We start from the raw sequence: 26,344 nt of genomic DNA, 5'->3' as shown, positions 1-26,344 counted from the left end.
AACTGCCGAAACGGACAGAATCCGGGTGTGAATTGCCCCTTGCGGATTATGTGAGGGACTTCGATGTCGTCCAAAGTTGCCGCTGCTGAAGCGAAGGGGTTGTGTCGCAAACTTTAGATGACGCGTACGGCACATGTGTGGGTTCAAGCCATTTAGATCAGCTTCAGCCACACTGGATGGCATTGAGGTAGTCAACATGATCCGGAAGAAACAATTCTCTAGTAATATAACCTCTGGCTTTCGGATGTTTGCTGAGATCGCAGGATAATTGGGTCTAGCATAACGCTGGTTCTAGTCTTCGAAAAGTTGGCGACACAACCTTTGGGCCAGTCGCAAACGTACAGCACTCCAGTTGGAGTCGTAGATGCCCATCATCGAGCACAAGCTGCAACTACGCTTCGATAGTGAAGTACATTATTTTTGACACTAGGTATAATATTTCATACAAAGTGTAAGTAATAATCGACTCACTAGAAGTGTTCTGTCCAAAAGGGATTTCAGAAATGACCTACCAAGATCGCAATACGGTCGTCTCGATCTTCGTGAACCTCGCCGTTAGTGCATTTGTTGTTTCACGGCTTCTGGATATGAATGCCTCTGGATTGTTTGATGGCCCAGACGCTGTAAACAACTGGGCCCGCATGGTGATCTGGCTGATCCCCTTGGGCGTCGTGGCCACCATCATCGGCACCATACTGTTCAACATTGGGTTTGCGATTGTTACTCACGAACCCAAACCCAGCTTCGTCGTTGATGAACGTGACAAGATGTTCGAGCGCCGTGGCAGCTACGCCATCATTGTCTTCGCGGGTGCGGGTTTTGTCTCAGCTGTCGTCGCCATGGCTCTCAACGCATCAGCGCTCACCGGCTTCAACATCATCTATTTCGGAATGGCTTTCGGATCCCTGTCAGCAGATATTGTCAAATTTGCTAGCTATCGGCGGGGGTATTGATCCATGGGCAAGCTCAGGATCACCAACAACATTAGACGTCTACGCTTTGACGCAGATGAAATGACGCAAAAAGAACTCGCCGAAAAGGTTGGAGTCACCCGACAAACCATCGTTGCCATTGAAAACGCCAAGTATTCGCCAACGCTCGAACTGGCGATCTTGATTTCTCGTGTATTCGACAAGCCCCTCGAAAAAGTCTTCGACATCCAAGACGCCAGCTAAATCATCGCGTCTGCTGCACCCTACCAAAGGATTAGATATGTTCATCAAACCCACCCGGTTCTGGAATCTGATGGCGAGATCCTATGCCCGCCGTCCGGTCCAAAACCAAGCCGCGTATGAATACAAACTGGACATCACTGCAAGACACCTGTCCCCCCAAGATCGTGTCCTGGAATTTGGTTGTGGCACAGGTACGACGGCGCTCATTCACGCCCCAAAAGTCGCCCATATCGACGCCATCGACTATTCATCCGAAATGATCTCAATCGCCCGGGAAAAAGCCGACGCGCAGGGCAGCAAGAACATCAACTTTGAAGTCAGCGCGTTCGAGTGCTGGCCTATTCCGGCGAAGGGTCAACATTATGATGCCGTACTGGCTATGTCGATCCTGCACTTGGTACTGGATCTTGACGCGACACTGGATCGTGTTCGCAGTTCCTTGAAGGAAGGTGGCCTGTTCTTCAGCTCGACGGTCTGCCTGGTAGGTCTCGAGAAGTTCGTCATACCAGCTCTCGGGACCATCGGCCTATTGCCCAAGATCCGCGTCCTGACGCAAGAAATCCTTGTAGAGCGTATGCAAGCTCATGGGTTCGAAATTGAACAAAAGTGGCGTCCCGAAACGGGTTCGACTGCTTTCATCATCGCAAGGAACAGCGGTTAGTTCGTTCGACATCTGACAACACCGACCCTGCCGTTCACGCACGCCGCAGAGAACGGCTGGAGAGAGCCCTGATTGACCTATGCTGAAACACGCATGAATGTCTGCTATGGGGCAAGCAAAGCAATAGCGATGGTTGAGGCGATGATGCGAAGTACAATGTGGCGACGGATTGATGTCGTGGGCACAGAAGCCTGTTCGGTTAACCGTAACGGAACGTCTCGCGTAATCTCGGGCATGGCTGTCTACGTAGTTGAAAATTCTCCTGTCAGAATAGCTTATTCCGTGACCTGTAATGACGAATGGGAGTGTAGCGCCGCCACCGTACAGCGTTGGATTGGGGCAGATAGGGTTGATCTTGTTTTAGTGAAGCAAGACGATGGTACATGGACCTCGAATGACAAAGTTGTGGATGCTGTTGATGAATTGCTCGACATCGATCTTGGGTTTACACCGGCCACGAACACGAGTGCGATCAAGCGACTCCAGCTAGGGATTGGAGATCAGGCAGAGTTCACTGCTGTTTGGTTGGATGATGAAACCTGGACATTCAAACCGCTGAAGCAACGATATGAGCGGCTGAACGAGAATACCTATAGGTACACTTCGATCAATAGTGGATACGAAGCAAATTTGACTGTCGATGGATTTGGTTTCGTTCGAGTTTACCCTGAGTATTGGAAAGCAGTGATAGCTTAGGCCCAACAAGGGCTCTGAAGCTAAAACGATTGCCAGAAACGGACTTTCGTTTTTCCAGGTGAGCGGCAGTATAGTCCGTCTACCCGTCGTAAAAAGCCTCTAAAAATCGATCTCAACACCCGGCAGGTTCAGCTCTTTCATCATGTCGCGCAATTCCTGACGTGCTGCAATGTTCGAAATGTTCAGCTGTTTGATCCCGATATCCTTGAGGTCCAATAGGGTCAGGCCGCGCGGGAACAGCTCTCGGAAAATAACGCGTTCGGAAAAGCCCGAAGCAACCCGGAAGCCGATCCGCTGCGACAGCATCTCGATCGCGCGCTGCATCTTTTCCTTGTTGACCATGCGTTGGGTGCCGACGCGGTTGCGCACTACGACCCAGTCGATGGGCTTCAGGCCGGCTTGCGCGCGCAGCTGTCGGGCGTTCCAGACCATCTCGGAATAGACCGACGGGCCCAGGATTTTCTCACCCTTTGAATCGATGCGCGCCAACAGGTCAAAGTCGATGAAACTGTCGTTCAGCGGGGTGATCAGCGTGTCGGCCAGCGAATGCGCCACCTGGCTGAGGCGGGTATGAGAGCCGGGGCAGTCGATCAGGATGAAATCGCTATCGCTTTCCAGCTCGGACACGGCCGCTGAGAGGCGGTGGTCATAGATGTTCTCGCCGGGTTTCAGCGTGCTTGCGTCAATTTCGGGCAGGTCATGGTGGCGGGGGCTGGGAAGGGTCAGGTCCGCGCTTTTCAGAAAGCTATTCCGGTTCTCGAAATACCGTCCCAAGCTGCGTTGCCGCAGGTCCAGATCCAGGGTGCTGACCTTGTGACCCAGGCGGGCGAGTGCGGTGGCCACATGCATCGACACAGTCGATTTGCCCGCGCCGCCCTTCTCGTTCCCCACTACGATAATATGTGCCATGCCTGTATTCCCAAGTCTCACCGTGTTTGCGTACACGTTGTTGCAGGCCACTATATGTTGTGGAAAGTGGGAAGGGAAGAACCCGAAACAATGTATGGCGGCATAAAAAGGCGGTGTTGCGGAAATCTCAGCCTGCCCACAGGCCGCTGACTTGCGAATGCCGGGACTATGTTTCAATCTCCAGGCTTAAGGACTGTGAGAAAGACATGGCTTGGAGCATCTGTTTCTGAACGTACTGAATGTGGTGTTGCCGGTGCTGATCTGTGCCGGGGCTGGGTATGCACTGGCGTTGACCAAAACGCCCTTTGACAACAAGGTCATTGGCGCGATCGTTTCGCGGGTTGGATATCCCACACTGATCATCTCGCATCTGTCGGCCACAAAGATCGCTGTTGGAACGTTTCTGGACGTGATGTCCGCTGCGGTTTTGGCGATTGCCGGGTTTGGTGTTCTGGGATTTGCGGCGCTGAAGGTTATGCGCCTGCCGGTGCGGGCCTTTCTGACGCCTCTGATGCATGGGAATGTGGGCAATATCGGATTGCCAATCACCTTGCTTGCGTTAGGCGATGCGGGGATGGCCTATACGATGGCATTTGTAGTGGTCGTTCTTGTCAGCATTTTCACTGCAGGGATGTGGATACCAGCCAAAGAGTTTTCGCCCAGAAAGCTCGCCACCTCGCCGATCATATATGCGGTGGTCCTATCGCTGGTGCTGATGGCCAGCGGCTATAGCCTGCCTCAGCCTGTTGCGAAGTCATTCGATATCCTGGGTGGGCTTTCCATCCCGCTGATGCTGCTGACATTGGGCCACACATTGGCCAGCCTTCGGGTCAACCGCCTTGGGCGTGCGGTGATACTGACCGCTTTGCACCTGGTGATGGCAGTTGCAATCGCCAGCGGGTTGGTCTGGGCCTTCGGCTTTACAGGCGCTGAGCGCGGCGCGGTGATCCTGTGCTGTTTGATGCCGTCATCGGTGGCGACCTATTTGTTCATAGACCAGCATGTGCCGGAATACGGCCCCGATGTTGCCGGGTTCATACTGGTTTCGACCCTGACAACGATCATCGCTTTGCCACTGGCGCTGTCCTACTGGATCTAAGGCTAGGCGGTTTGCACATTCCTGCTAAGCTGTCGGTGTGGCGCTCCATAGTCGCCGCCCGTATTTTAGGACGTATTTGATGTTACAAACGAATTCATCTGATGTCGGCGCACGCGTTGTATTGGTCATGACGGCGATTTGCATGGTTGTTGTTGGCTTCAATTCCACGGCGGTTGCGACCATCCTGCCTGATCTTAAGAATGAGTTCGATCTGTCGCCTTCGGACCTGCAATGGGTCATGGCCATCTATACCGTGGTCAGTGCCACGCTGGTGACGATTATCAGTCGGCTGGGTGATATCACGGGCAAGCTGGGCGTGTTTCTGGTTGGCATGATCGTTTTTGCCATAGGCTCTGCCTCGGCCTTGTTCGCGCAGGACGGGGCGATGATGCTGTTTGGCCGTGGGGCGCAGGGGGCAGGGGCCGCAGCGCTGTTTGGCACGTCGTTGCCCTTGTTGACTGCAGCGACCCCGGAGGAAAAACGCGCCAGCGTTACCGGAGCATGGGGCGCCATCGTCGGACTGGCGATCGGGATCGGCCCAATCCTGGGCGGTGCATTCGCCCATTACATCAGTTGGAGAGCCGTTTTCGCCACCGATCTGATCCTGCTGACCACCGCGTTTTTCATCGGGTTGACCGTGAGAAAACGGAACTATGTCCCAAACACGCGGCTGGCCGGGGCCCGGTTCGATTATCTTGGGGCTGTGGCGATTGTGCTGTTTTTGGGCCCGCTGTCCTTTGCCCTGAGCAATGGGGAAAGTGGCGGATGGCGAGCACCGTTGACTCTGGTGCCGCTGGGTGTCGCCATGCTGGCCTTGGTCGGCTTGGTGCTGGCCTCGCGCCGCAGCGAAGATCCGTTGGTCGAACTGCGCTATTTCCTCCATCCACGCTATTTCATGGCGGCGGCGGGGATGTTCCTAACCGGCTTTATGCTGTTTGGCTTTTTCGTCTATTTCAACACCTTCGTCCAATCGCCGGATACCTTCGGCTACACGTCCATCGGGGCAGGGCTGGCGATTATGCCGCTGAGCCTGAGCATGTTCGCGGTCTCGGTCATCGCGCCCCGGTTTCTGGCGCCCTACAGCTTTCAGTGGCCCGTAGTGATTGGGCTGAGTGCTATGGCGGTTGGGTTTTTGTTGCTGACCACGATCACAGTGCCCACTCAATATGCGCAGATATGGTGGAAATTGATGATCGTCGGCATTGGCCTTGGCATCTGTTTTTCGCTGCTGCCGCGTCTTGGGTTGCGGCTTTTGCCGGACGAGCATGTAGGGCAGGGGTCAGGTGTGATCAATGCCTGTCTATACTTCGGGGCCACGCTGGGGGCTGTGGTCTGCGGGCTGGCCGAGGCCATCACTTCGCGCCGGGGTCTGACCGAAGTGATTGACGCGCTTCCGGCTGGCTCGACCCCGCGCGAAGATCTGGCCCATGCGCTGACCCACGGAACGCCCAGTCAGATCCAGCAGTTGATCGCAGGCATGGATCCAACATCGGGAAGTGCTCTGGCAAAGGCCTTGCGCGACCTGCAGGACAACGCATTTGACAGCGCCATGATGGTGACGGCGATTGCGGCGCTGATCGGCGTGACGCTGGGGTTGATGTTGCTGCGCGGCCCTGTGCCCCCGGTGCACAGCGCGGCGGATCTGACACGCGTGACGAAACCCTGAGGGATTGATCCTGACGCGTTTCTTGCCAGGGCGGTGTCAGAGGTTTCGGGTAAAACGAAAAAGGCCGCCCAGAGGGGCGGCCTTTCGCATTCGAAACAGGTCAGGCTTAGAAGCCCAGACCTTCGTATTTCTTTTTGAACTTCGACACACGGCCACCGGCGTCCATCAGACGCGCGCCGCCACCGGTCCATGCGGGGTGCACGGAGGGGTCGATTTCCAGAGCCAGCTGATCGCCTTCGGAGCCCCAGGTGGATTTCATCTGAACTATGGTGCCATCGGTCATTTTGACGTCGATGACGTGATAATCGGGATGGATGTCTTTTTTCATCTTTCCGTTCCTTACGCTTCGGCGCCAGCTTTGGGCTTGTAGTTGGTGACCTCTGCGATACGTGCGGATTTACCGCGACGAGTGCGCAGATAGTACAGTTTGGCGCGACGAACGCGGCCACGGCGGACAACGGTGATGCTGTCGATATTGGTTGAATACAGCGGGAACACACGTTCCACGCCTTCACCAAAGGAAATCTTACGCACGGTGAACGCACCGGCGATGGTGTTGCCACCTTTACGGGCGATGCAGACGCCTTCGTAGTTCTGAACACGGGTGCGCGACCCTTCGGTCACTTTAAAGCCGACACGAATGGTGTCACCGGCTTTGAAATCGGGGATGTCTTTCCCCAGGGCGGCAATCTGTTCCGCCTCAAGCTGTGCGATCAGGTCCATCGCAGTTTCTCCTATCTGCTCGTGGTTGGTCCACGAAGTTTGGGCACGGCCTGAGAGCTCTTGGTCTTCACCGGGTCCTGCGTACAGCCCGCCAGAGGTCAGATCGAATGTTCACTTGGTCTCTGGCCTGCTCGCCGCGCCGTGGCTGAAGAAAGCCGGGCGTCACGACATGATGCAAACCAAAACACCGGAGTCGCGAAGTTGCGGCACCGGATTGCGGTCATTTACGGGCATCGGGGGCAGGGATCAAGCCTAAATCGCCATGCAAGGCGGGGAAAACGGTGGGTTTCCGCCGCACGCAAACAGAACCATTGCCTTGCGGGGCTGATCAGGCAAACTGGACGTAATTATAAGAGCAGTCATTTGATACAGGATTAGATCATGCGCACCGCATTGATGCTTGCCGTCATGGCCTTTGCGACCCTGTCCTGCGGTCGCAGCAGCCCGCCGCCGCAACTGGTCGAGGCCCAGTCGTTTCCAGATGCTACGCCGCCCTCTGTGATCTTCCCAGCCTTTGCAGATGCAGACCCCCACGAATGGGAAGGGAGACATCCGGGGCATTACCCGGTGCACGGGCTGGACGTATCGCGCTGGCAAGGAGCGATAGACTGGCGCACCGCCAAGCAGTCCGGCGTTAGTTTCGTCTTTATCAAAGCGACCGAAGGGGGCGATGTCGCCGACCCCATGTTTGCCAGCCATCGGCAAGGTGCGCAGGCTGCGGGCGTGCCGTGGGGGGCATATCATTACTACTATTTCTGCCGGTCGGCGCGGGAACAGGCCCGCTGGTTCATCCAGAACGTACCCAAGGGATCGGATCTGCCACATGTGCTGGACATGGAGTGGACCCCGCATTCCAAGACCTGCACCCTGCGCCCCGATGGTGCGACGGTTCGGGCCGAGGCGCAACGGTTCCTCGATATCCTCGAACGCCACTATGGGCGCCGTGCGATCGTCTATACGACGGTGGATTTCTATGGGGATACGGATATCGGGCGGCTGCCCAAGACCGAGTTCTGGTTGCGTTCGGTCGCCGGTCATCCGCGAAATGTGTATCCCAAAGCGGTGTGGCGGCTCTGGCAATACACCGGCACCGGGCTGGTGCCTGGTGTTCAGGGGAGGGTTGATATCAATGTCTTCAACGGGCCACCGGAAATCTGGGCGCGCTGGAAATCTGGTAGCCCTTAGACTTTGGGCACCCCATAGGTTTCGATGGTATCGCCCACAACGAAGTGATCAAGGCTGCATTCGTGCTTTCCCCCCGAATAATTCTGCAGCCGGGAAAGCTCAGCTGCGGGGCTCATGTCACACGGGGGATGTCAGTCAGACGTCTCTTCCCCTTCACCCAGATAGGCCTCCCACAGATCGGGTCGCCTTTCGCGGGTGATCTGTTCGGACATATCGTGACGCCATTCGGCGATGCGACCATGATGGCCTGACATCAAAATCTCGGGGATTGGGCGGCCTTTCCATTCGGCCGGGCGGGTGTACTGGGGGTGCTCCAGCAGGCCCGACGAAAAACTCTCTTCTTCGGCAGAAGCCTGATTGCCCAGAACGCCGGGGATCAGACGCACCGTGGCGTCGATCAGCGCTTGCGCGGCAATCTCGCCTCCGGTCATCACGAAATCCCCCAGCGAGACCTCTTGGACGCCGTAATGCTCCAGCACCCGTTCATCAACACCTTCAAACCGCCCACATAGCAGGGTCATGCCATCACAGCGCGCGAGGTTCTGCATCATGCGCTGGTCCATGCGGCGACCGCGCGGGCTAAGGTAGATCAGAGGCCAGTTTCCTTGCGCCTCGGTCATCGTGTGCTCGATTGCTTCGCCCAATACATCAGAGCGCAACACCATCCCCGCTCCGCCGCCGGCCGGGGTGTCGTCCACATTGCGATGCTTGCCGACACCGAACTGACGCAGGTCAACGGTTTCCAGCTGCCACAACCCTTCTTGCAGGGCTTTTCCAGTCAGGCTTTCGCCAAGAACTCCGGGAAAGGCCGACGGAAACAAGGTGATGATCTTGGCCTTCCACACCCCATGCAAATCGGGCGTGGGCGTAAGCAGTTCGCGCGGTTTCAGCGTAGGACGGATCGCCTTGCGACCATGAGATTTCGGGGACGTATCAGTCATGATGTACCAATCAGGTCTGTCTGCGCGCGTTCAATCACGGCAGTCTTTTGCGCAACCAGAGCCGCTTCTTCCAGGCGCGAACGGTTCAGGTCCAGCAACTCGGACAGGACGTCTGCGGGGAGCCGGGTATTGACCTGAGTCGGAGGCACCAGAAGGTTGGCCTTTTCACGCGACAGGTCCATAAATTCGGCAAAGGGGTCGCCAGGTCCAAGCCGTCGCAGTTGCAAATCTTCCAGCCATTCAGTCGTAACAGAGACGGAAGGCAGCTTTTCCTTGATGCGGCTGACGGTGTCTTGCAGCGGGGGCAGGTGGTCCAGGTTGTCGCGAAAGGTTTCAAAGTCAAAAACCTGTCGCATCCGTTCCAGATCATGTGCCCACAGGCTGCGCAACCAGCCTCCGCGCTGGCGCAGAGACAGGTATATCGTGATCTCAACCTCTTGCCCTGAAAATCGCTGGCGAATTGAATCCACCAGACAGGCAGCCAGATCGGGGGCCGCAGCATAGCCTTGGTCGATATTGCGGCTGGGCCTGAGGCCGGCGAAGTTTTCTTCGCTCAGGATCAGTCCCCGCTTGTCGCCGAAATCCAGGCTGTCCAGAAATTCGCGCAGCTGACTGCCAAACTCGGAGAGGGTTCCCACTGTTCCATAGACGGAATGGTTGGTGGCCGCGCGGGACAGGCCGGAATTGCGGGTGCGATACGGTAGGACCAGCGCAAAATGCGGCCAAATCAGCTCGCGATTTTCATAGAGGAAGGATTGCGCTGCTGTTGTGCCAGTTTTGTGCAGGCCCAGATGCAGCAGGACCCGACGCATCAGATCAGCCCTTCGGGCGGGTCGGCGACGATGCGGCCCTGTTCCAGATCAACTGTTGGAACCGACTCGAGTGTGAACGGTAGCAAAACAGTGGCATTCAGGCCCGGCCCGTGCAATTCCAACAGGTCCGCTGCACCGTGGTTCTGGACAGATTTAACCTGACCCAGCAACGCGCCCCCTGTGTCATAGACCGCAAGCCCGATCAGATCTGTGTGGTAGAACTCGTCATCAGGTAGCGAAGGCAACTGATCGCGCCGCGCAAACAGGCGCAGCCCCTTCAGGTCATCTGCCTGTTCCTTGGTTTCAACTCCGCCCAATCTGGCGGCAAAGCCATTCTTGATCGGACGAGTCAGGACCAGCGGATAGCGTTCCGCGCCCTGCTCATCCGTCAGCGGCGAATAGGCTTCGATATCCTCAGGGATCGCGCAATAGCTTTTCAGGCGCACTTCGCCGCGCACCCCGTATGAGCCCGCAACACTTCCTACGCAGATCAGGTCATTCATTTGGTCCATCCACCGTCACACATAGCCCGTCTTGCCATAACCCGCGTGCCTCACACGCTTCGCGCTGGTTCGAGCGTTCGAAAAACACGCCCACAATAAAGGCGATCATCAACAGGATAGGAAGCCGTAATAGTCCGAACATACGTCTATCGTACCTCCACAAGCAGGTTGTCGTCGCGGAATTCCCAGCCAGATTGCTGCAACTCGGGGGTTTCCGAGTGCTCTTCGGGCCATCCGACACAGAAGTAACCGATCAACCGCCAGCTATCCGACACGTTCAGATCACGCGCCATTTGTTCGGGGTCCAGAATAGACACCCATCCCAACCCCATCCCTTCGGCCCGCAACGCAAGCCAGAACAACGTGACAGCCGAGACCACGGAATAGCGCCGCATCTCGGGCATCGAACCTGCACCCAAACCGCGTCCCTTGTCGGTGGAATCGTCGCAGAACACGGCCAGCTGCACCGGTGCTTCCTGCATTCCCGTCAGTTTCAGCTGACTGTAGAGCTGCGCATTGTCGCCCGAGTATCCCTTTAGGGCCTGGGCATTCGCCGCCTGAAAGTTCTTAAGCGCAGCCTCACGCGCGGCGGTACTTTCGACTCGGACCACACGCCAAGGCTCGCTGAGCCCCACAGAAGGCGCCAGTCGAAACGCGTCGAGGCAGCGCGTCAGCACTGCCTCGTTCACAGCTTCGTCGCGAAACCGGCGCACGTCGCGCCGGAGCCGCAACAACAGATCGAACTGCGCGCGAAAATCGTCGGTAAAGGTCTGATCCCGCACGCGCCGCCCTGCTTACTCTTCTGCTGCTGCTTCTTCAGCAGGCGCAGCAGCAGCTTCGGCAGCTTCAGCGGCCTTTGCAGCTTTTTCTTCCGCGCGCTCCTGAGCTTTCTTGCCCGGGGTACCCTTGTTGGGGTTGCTACGCTCAGCTTTTTCCTTGGCGCCGGCTGCTTCCAGCATGCGGGCGATCCGGTCGGTGGGCTGGGCGCCCTGGTCCAGCCAGTACTGGATGCGCTCCATGTCCATTTTAACGCGCTCTTCGTTGTCTTTCGGCAGCAGCGGGTTGTAGGTGCCCAGCTTTTCGATGAAACGGCCGTCGCGCGGCATGCGGCTGTCGGCAGCCACGATGCGGTAGAAGGGACGCTTTTTCGAGCCGCCGCGGGCGAGACGAATTTTCATTGCCATGGTGGTATCTCCTTTAGATGGCGTGTGCCGGGAACGGCCCGGTCAATTCTGGTGTTTCTTATGGTGTCGGATGACTTCCTGAATGATGAAATTCAGAAAAGCCTTGGCAAAATCGGGGTCAAGATCGGCCTCTTTCGCCAGGTCTTCTAACCGTGCGATCTGCGCAGCTTCGCGCGTGGGATCGGACGGGGGAAGGTCGTGTGCCGCTTTCAGTTTGCCAACGGCTTGTGTGTGCTTGAACCGCTCGCCCAGTGTGTAAACCAGAATCGCGTCCAAGCGATCGATGCTTTCGCGGTGGTCCTTGAGCAACGCGGCAGCCTGAGTCACGGGATTGGTCATTGGCCGGTCCTTTCGGTGGTCAAAGCAGGTTCGGATAAATCGAGCGTGGGATGGCGCCAGACCTGGCAGGGCTTGCCCATCACTTCGCCTTCGCGCTCGAAGCTAGCCCCCATACGCTCGGCCAAGGCACGAGAGCGCGTGTTTTCATGCGCGATATAGCTGATGACGCCATTCAAACCCTGTTGGCGTGCAGCATAGTCGCGAGCTGCAAGGGCTGCCTCGAAAGCCAGACCTTTGCCTTCCGCCCCTTCCATCAGGGTCCAGCCGAGTTCGGGTTCGTCCCAGCCAGGTACATCAATGATGCCAACCCCGCCAACAAAGCGACCGCTGGATTTCTCGGCCAGATGCCAAAGGCCGTAGCCTTTCAGCGCCCAGTGACCCAGACGTGTTGCCAGAGAGCTCCAGCTGCCCACATGATCCCGCGGACCGCCAACCATATGGCTGCGCTCGGATGCATAGAAGGCAGTCAACTCAGGCAGGTCCTCCACATGCGGGGCCCGCAGAACAAGGCGTTCAGTTTCGATGATCGGGATGGAGAACGTCGTCATGCGTATGCCTCCACTCCACCGTTCTCAAGGTCTGATGGAGCCGGGTGCCGCCAAACCTGCATCTCGCCATAGGCAGGGTGTTTATAGATGCTGTCAAACCGCGCACCCAATCGATCAGCCACGGCTCTGCTCGCCAGATTGTCGGGGTCGATCAGAGAAATAGCAGTATCCCAGCCCAGTACGTCATAGGCATATGTCCGTGCGGCGAGCGCCGCCTCGGTCGCGTATCCTTTGCCTGTTGCGCTGCTCATCAGTGTCCAGCCGATTTCCGGCTCAGGCCAGCTATGCGGAAACCACAGCCCTACATGGCCGATGTATTTGCCGGCGCCTTTTTCCTCTACCGCCCAATACCCATAGCCGCGAAGGGTCCAGTGACCCAGCAGTAGGGCAAGTGTCCGCCATGTCTCATCCGCACGCTTGGGACCGCCGACGAATTTCGATGCGTCGCTGGCAAAGAATGTTTCCAGCGCGCTGAAATCGTCCTCGCACGGGGCGCGCAGGATCAGGCGTTCGGTTTCAAGCCGAGGGATATGAGGTGCAGCGGCGGTCATTTACTTCTTTTTGCCAAATCCGCTGAGGCCCGGAGGCAGAGCCATGCCGCCGCCCATTCCGGGCAGACCGCCGCGCCCACCCATGGCCTTGGCTGCCTGTTCCAGCGCCTTGGGGTCCATGCCTGCGGCCATATCTTCGGGGCTGGGGCCGCCTTTGCCGAACATGCCCTTCATGGCCTGTTTCAGCATCTTGCCTTTGCCCATCTTGCCCATCTTCTTCATCATGTCCGACATCTGCCGGTGCATCTTGAGCAGCTTGTTGAGGTCGCTGACCTCCTGACCTGAGCCCGCGGCGATACGTTTCTTGCGGCTGGCCTGCAGCAGTTGCGGGTTGGCGCGTTCGCGTTTGGTCATCGACTGGATCATGGCGATCTGACGTTTGAGCACCTTGTCATCCATGCCCGATTCTTCGACCTGTTTGGCCATCTTGCCCATGCCGGGCATCATGCCCATCATGCCTTGCATGCCGCCCATCTGGATCATCTGTTCCAGCTGCATCTTCAGGTCGTTCATGTTGAACTGACCTTTGACCATGCGCTTCATCATGCGCTCGGTCTGTTCGATCTCCATCGTTTCCTGGGCCTTTTCGACCAGGGCAACGATGTCGCCCATTCCCAGAATACGTCCTGCAATCCGGTCCGGCTCGAACGTCTCAAGCGCGTCCATCTTTTCGCCCAAGCCCACAAAGCGGATCGGTTTGCCGGTGACCGCGCGCATCGACAACGCCGCGCCACCGCGCCCGTCGCCATCCATCCGGGTCAGAACCACGCCCGAGATACCGACCTTGGCTTCGAATTCCTCGGCGACCTCAACGGCGACCTGACCGGTCAGACCGTCGACGACCAGCAGGGTTTCGCGCGGGTCGACCGCGTTGCGAACCTGCTCGACCTCGTTCATCAGCACTTCGTCGATGTGCAGACGGCCCGCGGTATCGAGCATATAGACGTCATAGCCACCCAGCGTCGCTTGCTGCTTGGCGCGTTTGGCGATGTCGACGGGCTTCTGGCCGGGAACAATCGGCAGCGTATCGACGCCGACCTGTGTGCCCAGAACGGCCAGCTGATCCATCGCCGCCGGGCGATAAACATCCAGCGAGGCCATCAGGACCTTCTTGCCCTCTTTCTCTTTCAACCGTTTGGCAAGCTTACCGGTTGTCGTAGTCTTACCCGAACCTTGCAGACCGACCATCAAGATCGGGGCAGGCGGGTTGTCGATTTTCAACGCACCGGGATCATCCTCACCGCGCAGCACGTCAACGAGCGTGTCATGCACGATCTTGACGACCTGCTGGCCGGGGGTGATCGACTTGGTCACCGCTTGTCCGGTGGCCTGATCCTGTACCTTCTTGACGAACTCCCGCGCGACCGGCAGCGAGACGTCAGCCTCAAGCAAGGCAACCCGTACTTCGCGCAGGGCGGTCTTGACGTCCTCTTCAGACAGCGCACCCTGTTTGGTCAGCCGGTCAAAGACGCCAGAGAGGCGTTCGGATAGATTTTCAAACATGCCTGCGGCCTCCTTAGCCGGTTATCTGGTGGCGCTTCTCAGATAAGAAACACCGGTTAAATACACAATTGCCCCCACGGGCGAAACTCGCTGGTGGGGGGCGATCCCTGAACGACTCAAGGGACCGGAAGATCTGAGGCTTCCGGATGTTGCGGTGGGATTTAGGCTGATTGACTGTCCGAGTCAACCACGTTCACTTTGGCCCAGTGGTTCATTAGGGCCATTGCACTGTGTGTTTGACCTGACCATTGGGTATACGCATTGATTAGAGGTATCGAAGACGCGCCATCAGTGCGGGCAAAATGCAGCACTGGTCGACAAGAGTGGCGGCCTTCTTGGCTGTTCTCCGGTTGCATCTCTGCACAGCGGAAATCGGACAACTTGTGGGTTTCGGTTTGATAAGTCATCAGAACGTTGCGGCGCTGAATAGTGACCGTGTCACTTGGTTTGTCAAAAATGACCTGAATGCGCTGTACTAAATGGTGTCCCATAAACCCGACGATGCAGAATACTATCGACAGTATCAGAATGGTTTCGAGCAGGCTATTTTCACTACGAAAATACCCTCCTGCGGCGCTTGCAACGAAGATCATAAGAAAGCCGATCAAAGACAAGCCGGTCAACCAGGGCACATAAGACACTATTAGCTGGTTCGAATTGTTGCGCGTCACTTTCATGGCGGCACGCTAGCACCCGTTTTGCGGTTTGTCTCGGCTTGAAATCGTGCCCGTGTTGGGCGATGAGCGAGGTAGACAGGAGGCTCCCATGGACGCATCATCCGCTTTTCAAGACACATTGCCGCTCAGTTCCGATGGGCTGTTGGCGCAGCTGGATGCGTGGGGCCTGACCTATAGGCTGCATACCCACATCCCGCTGCGCACGGTTGAGGATGCGAAAGGCGTCGAAGATCAGTTTCTTGTGCCGGATGAGCGTACCCTGCGCCTCAAGAACCTCTATCTGCGCGATAAGAAAAAGCGGAACTATCTGGTGACGCTGGAACAGAGCCGCGACATCGACCTCAAGGCGCTGGGCGCCGAGCTGGGTGTCGGCAGCCTGTCCTTTGGCTCGGCGGATCGGCTGTTGCAAAACCTCGGCATCCGCCCTGGGGCTGTCAGCCCGCTGGCGATGATCAACGGGGTGCAGAATGATGTACGCTTTTACATGGATGCTGCCGCACAACAGGTCGATGTGATCAACATGCATCCCTTGGTCAACGACCGCACAGTTGCCATATCGCGCGCTGATTTGATGGCCTTCTTCGATCGGATTACATGCGCGGTGAACTGGCTGCCCTGATCAGGGCACTAACGCTTCGTCCAGGGCCGCGGCCACATGTGCAGCGGACGGGTTGATGAACAGATGCCCGTCAGCCTCGAACACAGGGTCGTCCAGATGATCGGGAAAGGCCAGCGGCAGTTCCGTGCAGGCCAGAAGGATTGCGGTTCCGGGTTCGGCATGCCGGTTACAAAAGGCCAGCAGGCGCGCACGGGCGCTTTCTGACGCGCCGCCGTAGAAATCACCGTCGATCATCGCTTGCATCTTTGCAATTTCGCTTTCGGGCAGGCGGGCGTTTGCGCTGATGCCAATCTCGCCCAGCTTGTTGGCATAGTGCGTCGCCTGCATCGTTACCGTGGTGCCCAGAACCAGCGCGCGCGTGGCGTCTGTCGAGGCCGTAACCTCGGCGGTTGCATCGAAGATGCTGAGAATGGGCATCGTAACGCCCTGTCGGATTGCATGCAGCCGCGCGTGGGGTGTGTTCGAGGCGATAATCCCAAAGTCACAGCCAGAGGCTTCAAGAGTTAACAAAGCTTCCCGAAATACAGCATCAAATCCGGCCCAACTGGCCTCATCGCCCGCGACGCCACGCAGGGCACGGGTTTTAGCCTGGGTCACGGACTCGATGGTCATGGGTGGGATGGGCAGAGGGGATCCATGTCCGCGCTGGGCGAAAAACCGCCCCGCGCCTTCGGCAATCGCCCGGTAATAATCAACGGTCGAGGCCCAGCCCACGCCGCCCAGAATGCCGATCTTTTTCATTGCGTGCGTCCAGTCTGCCCATTTGGTATCCAGGACAGACTGGACGTTTTCTGAGGTGAAGGTCAATCAGGCTGCCAGTTGCGAAACCGCATTTCGTGCATTGCTGAGAGAACCTTCGGCATCCAGCGCCAACTGGTCGGCGGCGACGATTTCGACGTCATGGATACCGATAAAGCCAAGTACATGCTTGGCATAGGTGGTGGCAAAATCGACATCAGACCCGACAGCTGTGCCACCCGACGCAACGGCCAAAACCGCGCGCTTTCCATCTAACAGGCCTTTTGGACCGCTTTCGGAATACGAAAAGGTCACTCCGACGCGGGCAATCAGGTCGATCCAGGCTTTGTACGCCGCGGGCACCGAGAAATTGTAGATCGGCAGGCCTATGACAAGCGTATCGGCCTGCTGCAGTTCAGTAACCAGCTCGTCAGACAGGGATAACTGGTCCTGTTGCATGGCACTGCGCTGATCGGCAGGGGTGAAATTTGCGCTGACCCAGGCTTCGGTCAGCAGCGGCAGAGGTGTGGCAAGGTCACGGCGAATTATGCGGTCAGCGCCCAGGTGATTGACGATGCGTGCCGAAAGGTCACGAGTGGTCGAACCTTCGCGGCGGGCCGATGCGTCGATATGCAGGATAGTTTTGGTCATGGTTCAATTTCCTTTGGTGTGCAGGATGTGTCTTGGCCCGATATGAGCGTTGCGCGAGCGAACAAAACTCTGGTAAGTCAACAGGGTCTGTTAGAATTTGCACAATGGAAAACCGCAGTGGACAACTGGGACGAGGTAAGAACCGCCTATCAGGTGGCGCGTATGGGAACGGTCAGTGGCGCGGCCGAGGTGCTGGGTGTGCATCATGCCACCGTCATTCGCCACATTGATGCGATTGAGGCCCGGCTGGCGGTCAAGCTGTTCCAGCGCCATGCGCGCGGCTATACCCCGACCGAAGCCGGAGAGGACCTGTTGCGTGTGGCACAGGCGACTGAGGATCAGTTCAATCAACTGATCGGCCGTATGAAGGGTCGGGGTGATGACGTGTCGGGCGAGTTGGTCGTGACGTCGCTGTCCTCTCTGGCATCTCTGGTGGTGCCGGTTCTTGCCGAGTTTCAGCGACGGCACCCGGAACTGATCGTCCGGTATCTGACCGGTGATCGGCTGTTTCGTCTGGAATATGGCGAAGCGCACGTGGCGATCCGTGCCGGGTCAGCGCCTGATCAGCCCGACAACGTGGTTCAGTCCTTTATGAAGCAAGAGGTCGGGTTATACGCCAGCACCGATTATGTCGCGCTGCACGGCAAGCCTGGCAGCCTCGATGACTTTGCAGATCATTCTTTCATCAGTACCGATGACGAAAACAGCCGAGCGCCGTTTTCCCGCTGGTTGCGCCAGACCGTGCCAGCCGAGCGCATCACCTTCCGTTGTACCAACAACTTCTGTATCCGCGAGGCGGTCCTGTCCGGCGCGGGTATCGGTTTCATGCCACGTTGGTCAGCTGCAGGAGATCCGAACCTGGTCGAAGTGATCGACCCGATGCCGGAATGGTTTGGTGATCTGTGGCTTGTTACCCATGTGGATCTGCATCGCACGACCAAGGTGCAGGCCTTTCTGACCTATCTGAAAGAGCAATCCAAGAGCTGGGTAAAATGAGTCAACAGGCGCGTGGCCATCTGGCCATGCTGATTTTTTCGGCCCTGGTTGCAGGGAGTTTCTCGCTGGGGTCACTGATCGCCAATCAGATCGCGCCCGAAGCCATTACCGCGGCCCGGTTCGGCATCGCATCCGTGGTGATTGGGGGTGCCGCGCTTATGACCACCGGCCTGCCGCGCAGCGCGGCACAAGCCCCGTGGCGCTATTTGGTTCTGGGCGGAGTATTCGCGGCCTATTTCGTGTTGATGTTCTACGGGTTGAAAACCGCACCGCCTGTCAACGCGGCAGCGGTCTTTACGCTGACTCCGGTTATGGCCGCATTCGCCGGTTGGATCTTGTTGCGCCAGATCACCACACCAAGGATGGCGCTTGCACTGACCCTTGGGGCAGTCGGGGCGCTGTGGGTGATCTTTCGCGCTGATTGGCAAGCCGTGCGCGCGTTCGATATCGGGCAGGGGGAAATCATCTATTTCTGGGGCTGTGTCGCGCATGCTTTGTATACCCCCCTTGTACGCAAGCTGAACCGTGGAGAGCCTGCAGTGGTGTTTACTTTTGGTACGCTTCTGGCGGGATGCCTGATGCTGACGATCTACGGGTGGTCCGAGATCCGTGCCACCGACTGGGCGAACCTGCCAGCGATAGTCTGGGTGGGTTTGATTTATGTTTCGGTCTTTGCAACCGCGGCAAGTTTCGTGCTGGTTCAATATTCAACGCTGCGCCTGCCATCGGCAAAGGTGATGGCTTATACTTATCTGGTTCCCAGTTGGGTCATTCTGTGGGAAATCTCTCTGGGGCAGCAGGCGGTTGGCCCTGTCGTCTATTTTGGTGCCGGTCTGACGATCCTGGCCCTGGTTTTGCTGCTGAAATCCGAGGGGGGCAAACCCGCGCGTCCTTTGCCGCAAGCCGATTGAACTTGTGAAACGACCAAATTGTGTCAGGCTTGGCCCTAGACCAGAATATGAAACGTCCAAGGGGACGACATGAAACCAGTTCTTTCCATAATGATATTGGTGGTTTGCGGCGCCTGTGCCGGGTCATCTGAAACGGATTTACAAGCCAGTTGCGAGGCGCTGGTCGCAGCCGAAACCGGAACGCGGCCCGGAGATGTTCGGGCATTGTCCACCGATACCGAACCGGGCGGGTCGGTCACGACGGTTTCCGTTGCCGGGGCCCAGGCCCCGTGGTTGTGTCGGGCGGACCCTTCGGGGGTCGTGACCGGTGTTGAATACAGTCAGGAAGGCTAGCCCGTTTCAAAGTTTGACCAAGCGGGCGAGGGTGTTGAGGCAGATCAAGGCCTGGCACCCTCTGGTTTCTCTATGCTTCAGGCCAAGGAGGAACGTCCCATGTACAGTCATATCATGATCCCGGTTGATCTTCATCTGCCACCCGAGGTGCGCAAGGCCGCCAAAGTTGCAGCAGCTATAGCCGAATGGCAGGGGGCCAAGATTACTTTGGTCAGTGTCACCGGCACCCAACCGGGTGACCCTGTTCAGTCAGATGCTGCGGTTGACAAGAACCTACGTGATTTTGCCAAACAGTTGGCTGAAAGCAGCGGGACCGAAGTGGCGTATCGTAATATCCATTCGGTTGATGTCGCTGCCGAAGTTGACGGTGACTTGACACGGACTGCCGAAGAAATCGAAGCTGACCTTATCGTCGTCGGCACCCATGCGCCGCGTATTACCGACTATATATTCTCGAGCCATGCGGGGTATCTGGCGAAACATGCCAGTGTCTCTGTTTTTGTAGTCAGGTAGGCGGATCATTCCTCGGCTGCGGGCAGTTCAACCTCAAGAAATCGTTCGAACGCGTCCAGATTGACCGGCTCGAACTGCCCGAACCCTTGCATCCAGACGGATGCGGATCGCAGCGCGTCAGGCTCCAGCTTGCACCACTTCACCCGTCCACGCTTTTCCTGGCTGATCAAACCGGCTCTGGTCAGGATCACCAGGTGTTTTGAAATCGCGGCAAGCGACATCTCGAACGGTTCGGCGACATCCGTCACCGCCATGTCATCCTCCAGCAGCATCGCAAGGATGGCGCGGCGTGTGGGGTCGGCAAGGGCCGCAAAAACGGTATCGAGATCGTTGGACATACTCCTTTCCTAAAGCGCAAGAACCGGTTTGACAATTTTCGGTATGAGGTCACTGTGCCCCGGCATGTGTATCGGGGGTTGGGATGTCACTAAAATACTGGCTGGTGATTTGTATTCTTGGCATCGGTTGGGGCATGTCCTTCATGTTTAATGCCATTTTGCTGCGGGAACTTGGGCCGCTTTCGGTGTCGATGGGACGGGTTGCATTTGGGGCGCTCGGGTGCTGGGTCTATGTGATCGGGGCGCGATTGCCAGTCAATCTGACACTGGCACGTGCGTTTGGGTTGTTGGGATTTGGTGCGCTCAGCTATGCCGCGCCCTTTGCCTTCTATGCGCTTGGGCAACAGCATATCGCTTCGGGTGTGGCAGGGATCGTCAATGCAACGACACCGGCCTTTGCCGTCATTGTTTCGCATTTCTGGCCCGGAAGTGAACGTGCCACCCTGTTAAAGTCTCTGGGCGTGGTTTGCGGCTTCACCGGTATCGTTGTGCTGTCTCTGCCTGTACTGGGCGGTGGCGCGTCGTCCGAATTTTGGGCGATCCTTCTGACACTTTGCGCACCGATCTGCTATGCGTTCTCAGTCAACATCGCGCGGGCCTTCCGGGATATGCAACCTGTGGTTCTGACCGCCCTTGCATTTACGGGTGCTACGCTGGCCATCACGCCCTTGGCGCTTTGGCAAGAAGGACTACCCCATATAACCCGGGCCGAGACTTGGGCCTCGCTGGCGATGATCGGGTTTGTGCTGACATCCGCCGCCTTTATCGCGTTCTACTGGTTGCTGCCCAAGGTTGGCCCGACCAATATCTCGACAGTGACATTGATTGCGCCTGTTTCGGCGCTGGTGCTTGGAACATGGGTGCTGGGGGAAACCCTGCGGCCCGAGCATCTGCTGGGAATGGCAGCGATCTTCGCCGGTCTGCTGCTGATCGACGGGCGCGTGATCAGACGTATCTGGCAGGGGGTCTCGGGCAAAGATCAACCAAAAGGTTGAATATGCGGATTCCGTGCCTTTGTACCCGCTTCCTGTGGTTCGGGCTGATCACGCCTATGGTGACTCAGAAAAAATGCCTTTAAAAACAATAGAGTAAAGTGCGGCAATTCGGGCTGCCAACGCCGTTGACTCTGCGCTCTCCGCCCCTTAGCACCGTGCCCAAGACTGTACGAGGGAAACGCCCGTGACTGATGATGACCAAAAGCAGCGTATGGCGCAGCTTGAGGCTAAGATCACGGCGGCGAAAAAGGCCAAGTCAAAGCCTGAGGCCCGTGCGGACGCCGATTATTCGGGAGGCGAGCTTGCCTGGCGGATGGTCATCGAAATGGTATCCGGTCTGGGGATCGGATTTGGCATCGGATACGGGCTGGACAGCCTGTTCGGGACAATCCCGATCTTCCTGGTGCTGTTCACATTGCTGGGTCTGGTCGCCGGGGTAAAGGTTATGCTCCGCAGCGCACAACAGGCGCAAGAGAAACAGATGGCCGACAAGGCCGACGAAGACGAGAGGGACTGAACGTGGCAACCGAGACCACCGCAGCAGAAGGCAGCAGCCTGGTTTTCCATCCGATGGATCAGTTCATCGTCAAACCGCTTTTTGGCGACGGTGCGATTGCTTGGTACACGCCCACTAACGTCACTCTGTGGCTGTTTTTCGCAATTCTCGCTGTGATCGGCCTGCTGGTGCTCAGCACGTCCAAGCGCGCCATTGTCCCGACGCGCATGCAGTCGGTGGCCGAACTGGCCTATGGCTTTATCTACAAGATGCTTGAAGACATCTGCGGCAAGGATGGCGTCAAATACTTCCCCTATGTCATGACCCTGTTCATGTTCATCGTGACCGCGAACTTCCTGGGTCTGATCCCGACCTCGTTCACAACTACATCGCATTTCGCCGTGACCATCCCACTGGCGCTGGCCGTGTTCCTGACTGTGACTATTCTGGGTTTTGTCAAGAACGGCGCCGGGTTCCTGGGCCTGTTCTGGGTCTCCAGCGCGCCGCTGGCGCTACGCCCGATCCTGGCGATCATCGAGCTGATCTCGTATTTCGTGCGTCCGGTCAGCCACTCTATTCGTCTTGCCGGTAACGTCATGGCAGGCCACGCGGTTATCAAGGTTTTCGCAGGCTTCGCCGCGATTGCCGTGATCTCGCCAGTGTCCGTTCTGGCGATCACCGCAATGTACGGTCTTGAGGTCCTGGTGGCCTTTATCCAGGCCTACGTATTCACCATTCTGACCTGTGTATATCTGAAAGATGCACTGCATCCGTCGCACTAAGGTCCGATACCCAAACATCGAAACTTCCAATTCGTAAGGAGAAACATCATGGAAGGCGATCTCGCACACATCGGCGCAGGCCTGGCAGCAATCGGTTCCGGCGCAGCCGCAATCGGGGTGGGCAACGTAGCAGGCAACTTCCTGGCTGGCGCTCTGCGCAACCCTTCGGCGGCTGCTTCGCAGACCGCAACCCTGTTCATCGGTATCGCATTTGCAGAAGCCCTGGGGATCTTTGCATTCCTAGTTTCGCTGCTGCTGATGTTCGCCGTCTAATCTGCGGAACCTGATCCTTACGCGCAGGTGGGCCCAAGCCATAGCGGCCCGCCTGTTGTAAAGACAACGTTCCGACGGAGGACATCATGGCGACAGAACCCGTATACGAAGAGGTGGCTGGCACCTGCGTTGACTCTCATGGGTCGGCGATTGGTATGCCTCAGCTTTGCTTCGATTGGTTCCCCAACCAGATTTTCTGGCTGGTCATCACGCTGGTCGTCATCTTTCTGGTCCTGTCCCGCGTGGCTTTGCCCCGCATCGCGGCAATCCTGGCGGAACGTCAGGGGACCATTACAAATGACCTGGCTGCGGCCGAAGATCTAAAGGCCAAAGCGGTCGAGGCTGAAGAGGCCTATAACAAGGCGCTGGCCGATGCCCGTTCTGAGGCACAGCGTATCGCTGCCGAAGCACGCGCCGAAATCCAGTCTGGTCTGGATGACGCGATTGCCAAGGCAGATGCTGAAATCGCTGCAAAAGCGGCTGAATCGGAAAAGGCTATTGCCGACATCCGTGCAGGTGCGCTGGAAAGCATTCAAATCGTTGCCAAGGATACGGCAGTAGAACTGGTTACCGCTCTGGGTGGCGAGGCTGATGCCAAAACCATCAACGGTGCGGTTGACGCGCAGACAAAAGGATAAGTGACATGCGGAACACTCTTGCCCTTATCCTGACATTTGCTGCCGCCAGCCCCGCGCTGGCCGCAAGTGGCCCGTTTTTCTCGCTTGGCAACACCGACTTTGTGGTTCTGCTGGGCTTCATCGTTTTCATCGCAGTCCTGTTCTACTTCAAGGTCCCGGGCATGATCGGTGGAGCGCTGGATAAGCGTGCCGAAGGCATCAAGTCCGAACTGGACGAAGCTCGCGCCCTGCATGAAGAAGCGCGCAGCCTGCTTGCCTCGTACGAGCGCAAGCAACGCGAGGTTCAGGGTCAGGCGGATGCCATCGTGGCCGCCGCAAAGGAAGATGCGGTTCTGGCAGCTGAGCAGGCCAAGGACGATCTGGAGAAATCCATCGCGCGCCGTCTGGCGACCGCGCAGGATCAGATTGCTTCGGCTGAAGCGTCGGCTGTCAAGGAAGTCCGCGATCAGGCCATCACCGTTGCTATTTCTGCAGCCAATGCTGTGCTGGCCAAGCAGATGACCGCCGCGCAGGCCAACAAGCTGATCGACGCATCCATTGTGGATGTGAACGAAAAGCTTCACTAAGACAATTCCGACCCGGCAGCACATCTGCCGGGTCCGGACATTGGGCTGCGAATATCGCACCCCGCTTCCCGATTTGACCGGGGACTGATTGTCTGCGTTACATATTCGGAAACACTCCAACCAATTTTGCGCCCGTGCGACGGCATTTGCCGAAACCGGACTGGATAAGAGCCCTTTATGACCGAATTGCCGACGATCAGTGTCGTTATTCCCAACCTGAACTGCGTCGATTTCATCGAACGGACAATCCTCTCTGTGCTTGAGCAGGAATATCCCAAGCTGGACCTGATCCTGTCGGACGGCGGTAGCACCGATGGTTCGATGGAGGTGGTCGAAAAGTACCGCGATGCGTTTTCACATATCATCTCGGGCCCGGATACCGGGCAGGCCAACGCTGTAAACAAAGGCTTTGCAGTGGCCACGGGCGACGTAATGGGTTGGATCAATTCGGACGATGTTCTTATTCCCGGCGGCCTTGCCACGGTAGGATCGCTGTTTGCGTTGAACAATAACATGAATTGGATGACCGGGCGGGTCACGTGCATTGACGAAGAAGACAATGTCCTGACTGTACGGCGCCCAAAGCCCGTTTCACGGGTAAGACTGCTTGCCGGGGATTATCAGTGGGTTCAGCAGGAATCGACCTATTGGCGGCGTGACCTTTGGGATCAGGTCGGGGGCCAACTAAACGAGAACCTCAAGCTTGCCGTCGACGGAGAGTTATGGCTGCGGTTTTCGCGACATACCGATTTGGTGCCCGTGCATGCTCAGGTTGGGGCTTTCCGGTTCCGCAAGGGCCAGCGGTCCGAAGCGGCTGAGGCTTACCATGCGGAAATGCTTCAGGCGATTGAGGTCGAGCGTCAGGCGCAGAGCCGGTCGGATGACCTGATCGGGGCGATATTGGACACGCCGTTGGAATTGCGCTCTCGGACCGAAGCTGAAGGGTTGTTTCCGTCGCTGTCCAGTCAGGACCCGAAGGCAATGAAACGGCCAAATTTGTGGGTTCACAGTCTTAAGCGGCGGCTGAACGGAATTTAACCCTCAAGGCGCTGCTGTTTCTTGCGCCTGCTAGTCCACCACACATAGGCCGCCAGGAGAGTGATTGCGATTTCGATCTTGAAGGTCCAATGGCTTAGAAAAGATAAAATCCAATGAGAATGCGTGGCCTGAACAACCACCAGCGGGTGGGTGAATTCGAAAATTGGCCAAGCCCATGCCACTTCGCCAACAATCGAATCCAAGGTCATATGCACCAGACCCCCGGCGCCGAAGGCTGCAGTAATGAGTCCTGCGCGCGGGAATCTTAGCCGCAGCAGCAGGCCGAGCGTCAGGATGCCGAGCCAGATCAGAGGGCGGTGTGTGAGGTATTCGTGATGGTGGTGGCTGCGATTGTCTACGAAATAGAACCACAGCAAATCGATATCCGGGGCGATGGAACCAATCATCGCAGCGGCAAACGCAGCTTTATCCAATCCGGGCGTCGCAGTGCGAAAGACCAGATACGCACCAGGTAGGTGCCCAATGAACATCAGTGCTGTCCTGTCTCATGGTCCAGGCGCTGCTGCGCAATGGCTTCGTTCCGCAGGGCTTTCTGGTGGTCTTCCATGCAGATGCGAACAAAGCCCAGATGCTCCTGGACTGCAACGCGCGCCGCCTCAGGGTCGCGAGCCTGCAGCGCTGAATTGATTTCCCGGTGCTGATCCAGAATGGCGTCTCGCGTCGTACGCTGCCGGAACATCATCTGCCGATTGTAGAAGACACCCTGTCGTAGCAGGTCGAACATCGACCGCATCATATGCAGCATGACCACGTTGTGACTGGCCTCAATGATGGCCATGTGGAACTGCGCATCCAGATGGGCCTCTTCCTCGGCCGCATTGCGGGCATGGGCGGCTTCCATCTTGTCAAAGATCGCCTGTACGACCTTCAGGTCGCTTTCCGACCCCAGTCTTGCCGCGCGTTCTGCTGCAAGCCCTTCCATGTCCCGGCGGAAGGACAGATAGTCGAAAACCGCCTCGTCATGGCTGCTGAACAACCGGATCAGAGCCGGTGAAAAAGCCGAGCCTAAGACTTCGGCAACATAGATTCCTGACCCCGCCTTGGCTGTCAGCAAACCCTGATGCTGAAGATCAGAAATCGCTTCGCGCAGTGAGGGGCGTGAAACGCCCAGACGGTCGGCCAGTTCCCGTTCTGCAGGCAAACGTTCTCCGGGGCGCAGGATCCCGCGCAGAATCAGCAACTCGATTTGTTTGACCACCGCAATGGACAGCTTTTCAGTTTGGATCTTTTGGAAGGGCATGGCGGCGCGTTTTCGAAATTGGTC

The 26,344-nt window shown here is 57.3% G+C and carries 38 protein-coding genes; 19 read left to right on the top strand and 19 right to left on the bottom strand.

From position 1 onward, the window contains the following. Positions 1 to 503 precede the first annotated feature (503 nt). The 4 genes from AC2FJW_RS17595 to AC2FJW_RS17580 all read left to right on the top strand — a co-directional run bounded on the left by AC2FJW_RS17595 (position 504) and on the right by AC2FJW_RS17580 (position 2,532). On the top strand, positions 504 to 953 hold the full coding sequence (locus AC2FJW_RS17595) for a hypothetical protein (protein ID WP_496750844.1): 450 nt from the start codon (positions 504 to 506) through the stop codon (positions 951 to 953). Positions 954 to 956: 3 nt separating this feature from the next. Next, positions 957 to 1,175 (top strand): helix-turn-helix transcriptional regulator, encoded by a 219-nt coding sequence (locus tag AC2FJW_RS17590; protein ID WP_142639124.1) that lies wholly within the window; start codon positions 957 to 959, stop codon positions 1,173 to 1,175. Between the two features lie 37 nt (positions 1,176 to 1,212). Continuing rightward, a complete protein-coding gene (locus AC2FJW_RS17585) occupies positions 1,213 to 1,836 on the top strand; it encodes a class I SAM-dependent methyltransferase (RefSeq protein WP_496750842.1) in 624 nt (207 codons plus the stop codon). Positions 1,837 to 1,908: 72 nt separating this feature from the next. Next, a complete protein-coding gene (locus tag AC2FJW_RS17580; protein ID WP_496750841.1) occupies positions 1,909 to 2,532 on the top strand; it encodes a putative glycolipid-binding domain-containing protein in 624 nt (207 codons plus the stop codon). A gap of 99 nt (positions 2,533 to 2,631) precedes the next feature. Here AC2FJW_RS17580 and AC2FJW_RS17575 read toward each other — a convergent pair whose 3' ends face one another. Next, on the bottom strand, positions 2,632 to 3,441 hold the full coding sequence (locus AC2FJW_RS17575) for a division plane positioning ATPase MipZ (protein WP_142639130.1): 810 nt from the start codon (positions 3,439 to 3,441) through the stop codon (positions 2,632 to 2,634). Between the two features lie 211 nt (positions 3,442 to 3,652). Here AC2FJW_RS17575 and AC2FJW_RS17570 point away from each other — a divergent pair, with 211 nt between their 5' ends. After that, complete coding sequence (locus AC2FJW_RS17570; RefSeq protein ID WP_496750839.1) at positions 3,653 to 4,540, top strand: AEC family transporter; 888 nt, start codon at positions 3,653 to 3,655, stop codon at positions 4,538 to 4,540. Between the two features lie 79 nt (positions 4,541 to 4,619). Continuing rightward, positions 4,620 to 6,206 carry an MFS transporter gene (locus AC2FJW_RS17565; protein ID WP_496750837.1) on the top strand — a complete coding sequence of 529 codons (1,587 nt, stop codon included), beginning with the start codon at positions 4,620 to 4,622 and terminating at the stop codon, positions 6,204 to 6,206. A gap of 106 nt (positions 6,207 to 6,312) precedes the next feature. Here AC2FJW_RS17565 and rpmE read toward each other — a convergent pair whose 3' ends face one another. Further along, the gene (rpmE, locus tag AC2FJW_RS17560) at positions 6,313 to 6,534 is read right to left on the bottom strand and encodes a 50S ribosomal protein L31 (protein ID WP_142639136.1); all 222 of its coding nucleotides are present in this window, start codon (positions 6,532 to 6,534) and stop codon (positions 6,313 to 6,315) included. Positions 6,535 to 6,545: 11 nt separating this feature from the next. Then, positions 6,546 to 6,929 (bottom strand): 50S ribosomal protein L19, encoded by a 384-nt coding sequence (gene rplS, locus AC2FJW_RS17555; RefSeq protein WP_142639138.1) that lies wholly within the window; start codon positions 6,927 to 6,929, stop codon positions 6,546 to 6,548. 381 nt (positions 6,930 to 7,310) lie between these two features. Between rplS and AC2FJW_RS17550 the strand changes: the two genes are divergently transcribed. After that, entirely contained in the window at positions 7,311 to 8,114 is an 804-nt protein-coding gene (locus AC2FJW_RS17550) for a glycoside hydrolase family 25 protein (RefSeq protein ID WP_496750835.1), read from the top strand. A gap of 131 nt (positions 8,115 to 8,245) precedes the next feature. On the opposite strand, the gene trmD is transcribed toward AC2FJW_RS17550, so the two are convergent. The 11 genes from trmD to AC2FJW_RS17495 all read right to left on the bottom strand — a co-directional run bounded on the left by trmD (position 8,246) and on the right by AC2FJW_RS17495 (position 15,172). Continuing rightward, a complete protein-coding gene (gene trmD, locus AC2FJW_RS17545; protein ID WP_496750833.1) occupies positions 8,246 to 9,055 on the bottom strand; it encodes a tRNA (guanosine(37)-N1)-methyltransferase TrmD in 810 nt (269 codons plus the stop codon). After that, positions 9,052 to 9,867 carry a hypothetical protein gene (locus AC2FJW_RS17540; RefSeq protein ID WP_496750832.1) on the bottom strand — a complete coding sequence of 272 codons (816 nt, stop codon included), beginning with the start codon at positions 9,865 to 9,867 and terminating at the stop codon, positions 9,052 to 9,054. Before AC2FJW_RS17540 ends, trmD begins: the two co-directional genes overlap by 4 nt. After that, positions 9,867 to 10,370, bottom strand: a complete 504-nt coding sequence (rimM, locus tag AC2FJW_RS17535) for a ribosome maturation factor RimM (RefSeq protein ID WP_142639298.1) — start codon at positions 10,368 to 10,370, stop codon at positions 9,867 to 9,869. Before rimM ends, AC2FJW_RS17540 begins: the two co-directional genes overlap by 1 nt. After that, positions 10,363 to 10,512, bottom strand: a complete 150-nt coding sequence (locus AC2FJW_RS17530) for a hypothetical protein (protein ID WP_185956731.1) — start codon at positions 10,510 to 10,512, stop codon at positions 10,363 to 10,365. Before AC2FJW_RS17530 ends, rimM begins: the two co-directional genes overlap by 8 nt. A 4-nt stretch (positions 10,513 to 10,516) precedes the next feature. Then, a complete protein-coding gene (bluB, locus tag AC2FJW_RS17525; protein WP_496750830.1) occupies positions 10,517 to 11,152 on the bottom strand; it encodes a 5,6-dimethylbenzimidazole synthase in 636 nt (211 codons plus the stop codon). Positions 11,153 to 11,164: 12 nt separating this feature from the next. Beyond that, positions 11,165 to 11,554, bottom strand: coding sequence for a 30S ribosomal protein S16 (rpsP, locus tag AC2FJW_RS17520; RefSeq protein ID WP_142639148.1), 390 nt, complete (start codon positions 11,552 to 11,554; stop codon positions 11,165 to 11,167). 42 nt (positions 11,555 to 11,596) lie between these two features. Next, a complete protein-coding gene (locus tag AC2FJW_RS17515) occupies positions 11,597 to 11,893 on the bottom strand; it encodes a chorismate mutase (protein ID WP_142639150.1) in 297 nt (98 codons plus the stop codon). Then, complete coding sequence (locus AC2FJW_RS17510; protein WP_496750828.1) at positions 11,890 to 12,441, bottom strand: GNAT family N-acetyltransferase; 552 nt, start codon at positions 12,439 to 12,441, stop codon at positions 11,890 to 11,892. The genes AC2FJW_RS17515 and AC2FJW_RS17510 overlap by 4 nt, the downstream gene beginning before the upstream one ends. Then, positions 12,438 to 12,992, bottom strand: a complete 555-nt coding sequence (locus AC2FJW_RS17505) for a GNAT family N-acetyltransferase (RefSeq protein ID WP_496750827.1) — start codon at positions 12,990 to 12,992, stop codon at positions 12,438 to 12,440. Before AC2FJW_RS17505 ends, AC2FJW_RS17510 begins: the two co-directional genes overlap by 4 nt. After that, positions 12,993 to 14,495: a signal recognition particle protein gene (gene ffh, locus AC2FJW_RS17500; RefSeq protein WP_496750825.1), complete on the bottom strand. Its 1,503-nt coding sequence runs from the start codon at positions 14,493 to 14,495 to the stop codon at positions 12,993 to 12,995. Between the two features lie 161 nt (positions 14,496 to 14,656). Continuing rightward, positions 14,657 to 15,172 carry a hypothetical protein gene (locus tag AC2FJW_RS17495; RefSeq protein ID WP_271951448.1) on the bottom strand — a complete coding sequence of 172 codons (516 nt, stop codon included), beginning with the start codon at positions 15,170 to 15,172 and terminating at the stop codon, positions 14,657 to 14,659. Between the two features lie 88 nt (positions 15,173 to 15,260). Between AC2FJW_RS17495 and AC2FJW_RS17490 the strand changes: the two genes are divergently transcribed. Next, on the top strand, positions 15,261 to 15,791 hold the full coding sequence (locus AC2FJW_RS17490; RefSeq protein WP_496750823.1) for a prolyl-tRNA synthetase associated domain-containing protein: 531 nt from the start codon (positions 15,261 to 15,263) through the stop codon (positions 15,789 to 15,791). Here the strand turns inward: AC2FJW_RS17490 and AC2FJW_RS17485 are convergent, their stop codons facing one another. Together AC2FJW_RS17485 and AC2FJW_RS17480 are read right to left on the bottom strand one after the other, a co-directional pair. Further along, positions 15,792 to 16,532: an aspartate/glutamate racemase family protein gene (locus AC2FJW_RS17485; protein ID WP_496750882.1), complete on the bottom strand. Its 741-nt coding sequence runs from the start codon at positions 16,530 to 16,532 to the stop codon at positions 15,792 to 15,794. A gap of 66 nt (positions 16,533 to 16,598) precedes the next feature. After that, on the bottom strand, positions 16,599 to 17,180 hold the full coding sequence (locus tag AC2FJW_RS17480) for an FMN-dependent NADH-azoreductase (protein WP_496750822.1): 582 nt from the start codon (positions 17,178 to 17,180) through the stop codon (positions 16,599 to 16,601). A gap of 117 nt (positions 17,181 to 17,297) precedes the next feature. Between AC2FJW_RS17480 and AC2FJW_RS17475 the strand changes: the two genes are divergently transcribed. The 4 genes from AC2FJW_RS17475 to AC2FJW_RS17460 all read left to right on the top strand — a co-directional run bounded on the left by AC2FJW_RS17475 (position 17,298) and on the right by AC2FJW_RS17460 (position 19,933). Beyond that, positions 17,298 to 18,176, top strand: a complete 879-nt coding sequence (locus AC2FJW_RS17475) for a LysR family transcriptional regulator (RefSeq protein WP_496750880.1) — start codon at positions 17,298 to 17,300, stop codon at positions 18,174 to 18,176. Continuing rightward, a complete protein-coding gene (locus AC2FJW_RS17470) occupies positions 18,173 to 19,087 on the top strand; it encodes a DMT family transporter (protein WP_496750821.1) in 915 nt (304 codons plus the stop codon). The genes AC2FJW_RS17475 and AC2FJW_RS17470 overlap by 4 nt, the downstream gene beginning before the upstream one ends. 69 nt (positions 19,088 to 19,156) lie before the next feature. Beyond that, positions 19,157 to 19,420: a hypothetical protein gene (locus AC2FJW_RS17465; RefSeq protein ID WP_496698474.1), complete on the top strand. Its 264-nt coding sequence runs from the start codon at positions 19,157 to 19,159 to the stop codon at positions 19,418 to 19,420. A 99-nt stretch (positions 19,421 to 19,519) separates the two neighbouring features. Beyond that, positions 19,520 to 19,933: a universal stress protein gene (locus AC2FJW_RS17460; protein ID WP_496750820.1), complete on the top strand. Its 414-nt coding sequence runs from the start codon at positions 19,520 to 19,522 to the stop codon at positions 19,931 to 19,933. A gap of 5 nt (positions 19,934 to 19,938) precedes the next feature. On the opposite strand, the gene AC2FJW_RS17455 is transcribed toward AC2FJW_RS17460, so the two are convergent. After that, on the bottom strand, positions 19,939 to 20,271 hold the full coding sequence (locus AC2FJW_RS17455) for an ArsR/SmtB family transcription factor (RefSeq protein ID WP_142639170.1): 333 nt from the start codon (positions 20,269 to 20,271) through the stop codon (positions 19,939 to 19,941). A gap of 83 nt (positions 20,272 to 20,354) precedes the next feature. Between AC2FJW_RS17455 and AC2FJW_RS17450 the strand changes: the two genes are divergently transcribed. The 7 genes from AC2FJW_RS17450 to AC2FJW_RS17420 all read left to right on the top strand — a co-directional run bounded on the left by AC2FJW_RS17450 (position 20,355) and on the right by AC2FJW_RS17420 (position 25,059). Further along, positions 20,355 to 21,266, top strand: coding sequence for a DMT family transporter (locus AC2FJW_RS17450; RefSeq protein ID WP_496750819.1), 912 nt, complete (start codon positions 20,355 to 20,357; stop codon positions 21,264 to 21,266). A gap of 184 nt (positions 21,267 to 21,450) precedes the next feature. Beyond that, positions 21,451 to 21,783 (top strand): AtpZ/AtpI family protein, encoded by a 333-nt coding sequence (locus tag AC2FJW_RS17445; protein ID WP_142639174.1) that lies wholly within the window; start codon positions 21,451 to 21,453, stop codon positions 21,781 to 21,783. 2 nt (positions 21,784 to 21,785) lie between these two features. Continuing rightward, positions 21,786 to 22,544 (top strand): F0F1 ATP synthase subunit A, encoded by a 759-nt coding sequence (locus AC2FJW_RS17440; protein ID WP_142639176.1) that lies wholly within the window; start codon positions 21,786 to 21,788, stop codon positions 22,542 to 22,544. A gap of 48 nt (positions 22,545 to 22,592) precedes the next feature. Continuing rightward, positions 22,593 to 22,817: a F0F1 ATP synthase subunit C gene (locus AC2FJW_RS17435; protein WP_005981269.1), complete on the top strand. Its 225-nt coding sequence runs from the start codon at positions 22,593 to 22,595 to the stop codon at positions 22,815 to 22,817. 86 nt (positions 22,818 to 22,903) lie between these two features. Next, on the top strand, positions 22,904 to 23,455 hold the full coding sequence (locus tag AC2FJW_RS17430; protein ID WP_271951428.1) for a F0F1 ATP synthase subunit B': 552 nt from the start codon (positions 22,904 to 22,906) through the stop codon (positions 23,453 to 23,455). A 5-nt stretch (positions 23,456 to 23,460) separates the two neighbouring features. Further along, the gene (locus tag AC2FJW_RS17425; protein WP_496698468.1) at positions 23,461 to 24,021 is read left to right on the top strand and encodes a F0F1 ATP synthase subunit B; all 561 of its coding nucleotides are present in this window, start codon (positions 23,461 to 23,463) and stop codon (positions 24,019 to 24,021) included. 177 nt (positions 24,022 to 24,198) lie between these two features. Continuing rightward, positions 24,199 to 25,059 (top strand): glycosyltransferase family 2 protein, encoded by an 861-nt coding sequence (locus AC2FJW_RS17420; protein WP_496750818.1) that lies wholly within the window; start codon positions 24,199 to 24,201, stop codon positions 25,057 to 25,059. On the opposite strand, the gene AC2FJW_RS17415 is transcribed toward AC2FJW_RS17420, so the two are convergent. Both AC2FJW_RS17415 and AC2FJW_RS17410 read right to left on the bottom strand, forming a co-directional pair. After that, complete coding sequence (locus tag AC2FJW_RS17415; RefSeq protein ID WP_496750817.1) at positions 25,056 to 25,550, bottom strand: metal-dependent hydrolase; 495 nt, start codon at positions 25,548 to 25,550, stop codon at positions 25,056 to 25,058. The two genes, AC2FJW_RS17420 and AC2FJW_RS17415, sit on opposite strands and share 4 nt — an antisense overlap. Continuing rightward, entirely contained in the window at positions 25,550 to 26,320 is a 771-nt protein-coding gene (locus AC2FJW_RS17410) for an FCD domain-containing protein (protein ID WP_142639185.1), read from the bottom strand. Before AC2FJW_RS17410 ends, AC2FJW_RS17415 begins: the two co-directional genes overlap by 1 nt. Between the last annotated feature and the right edge of the window lie 24 nt (positions 26,321 to 26,344).

The organism is Ruegeria sp. CDSA020, from assembly GCF_059612345.1.
This window is presented reverse-complemented; position numbering and strand designations above follow the sequence as displayed.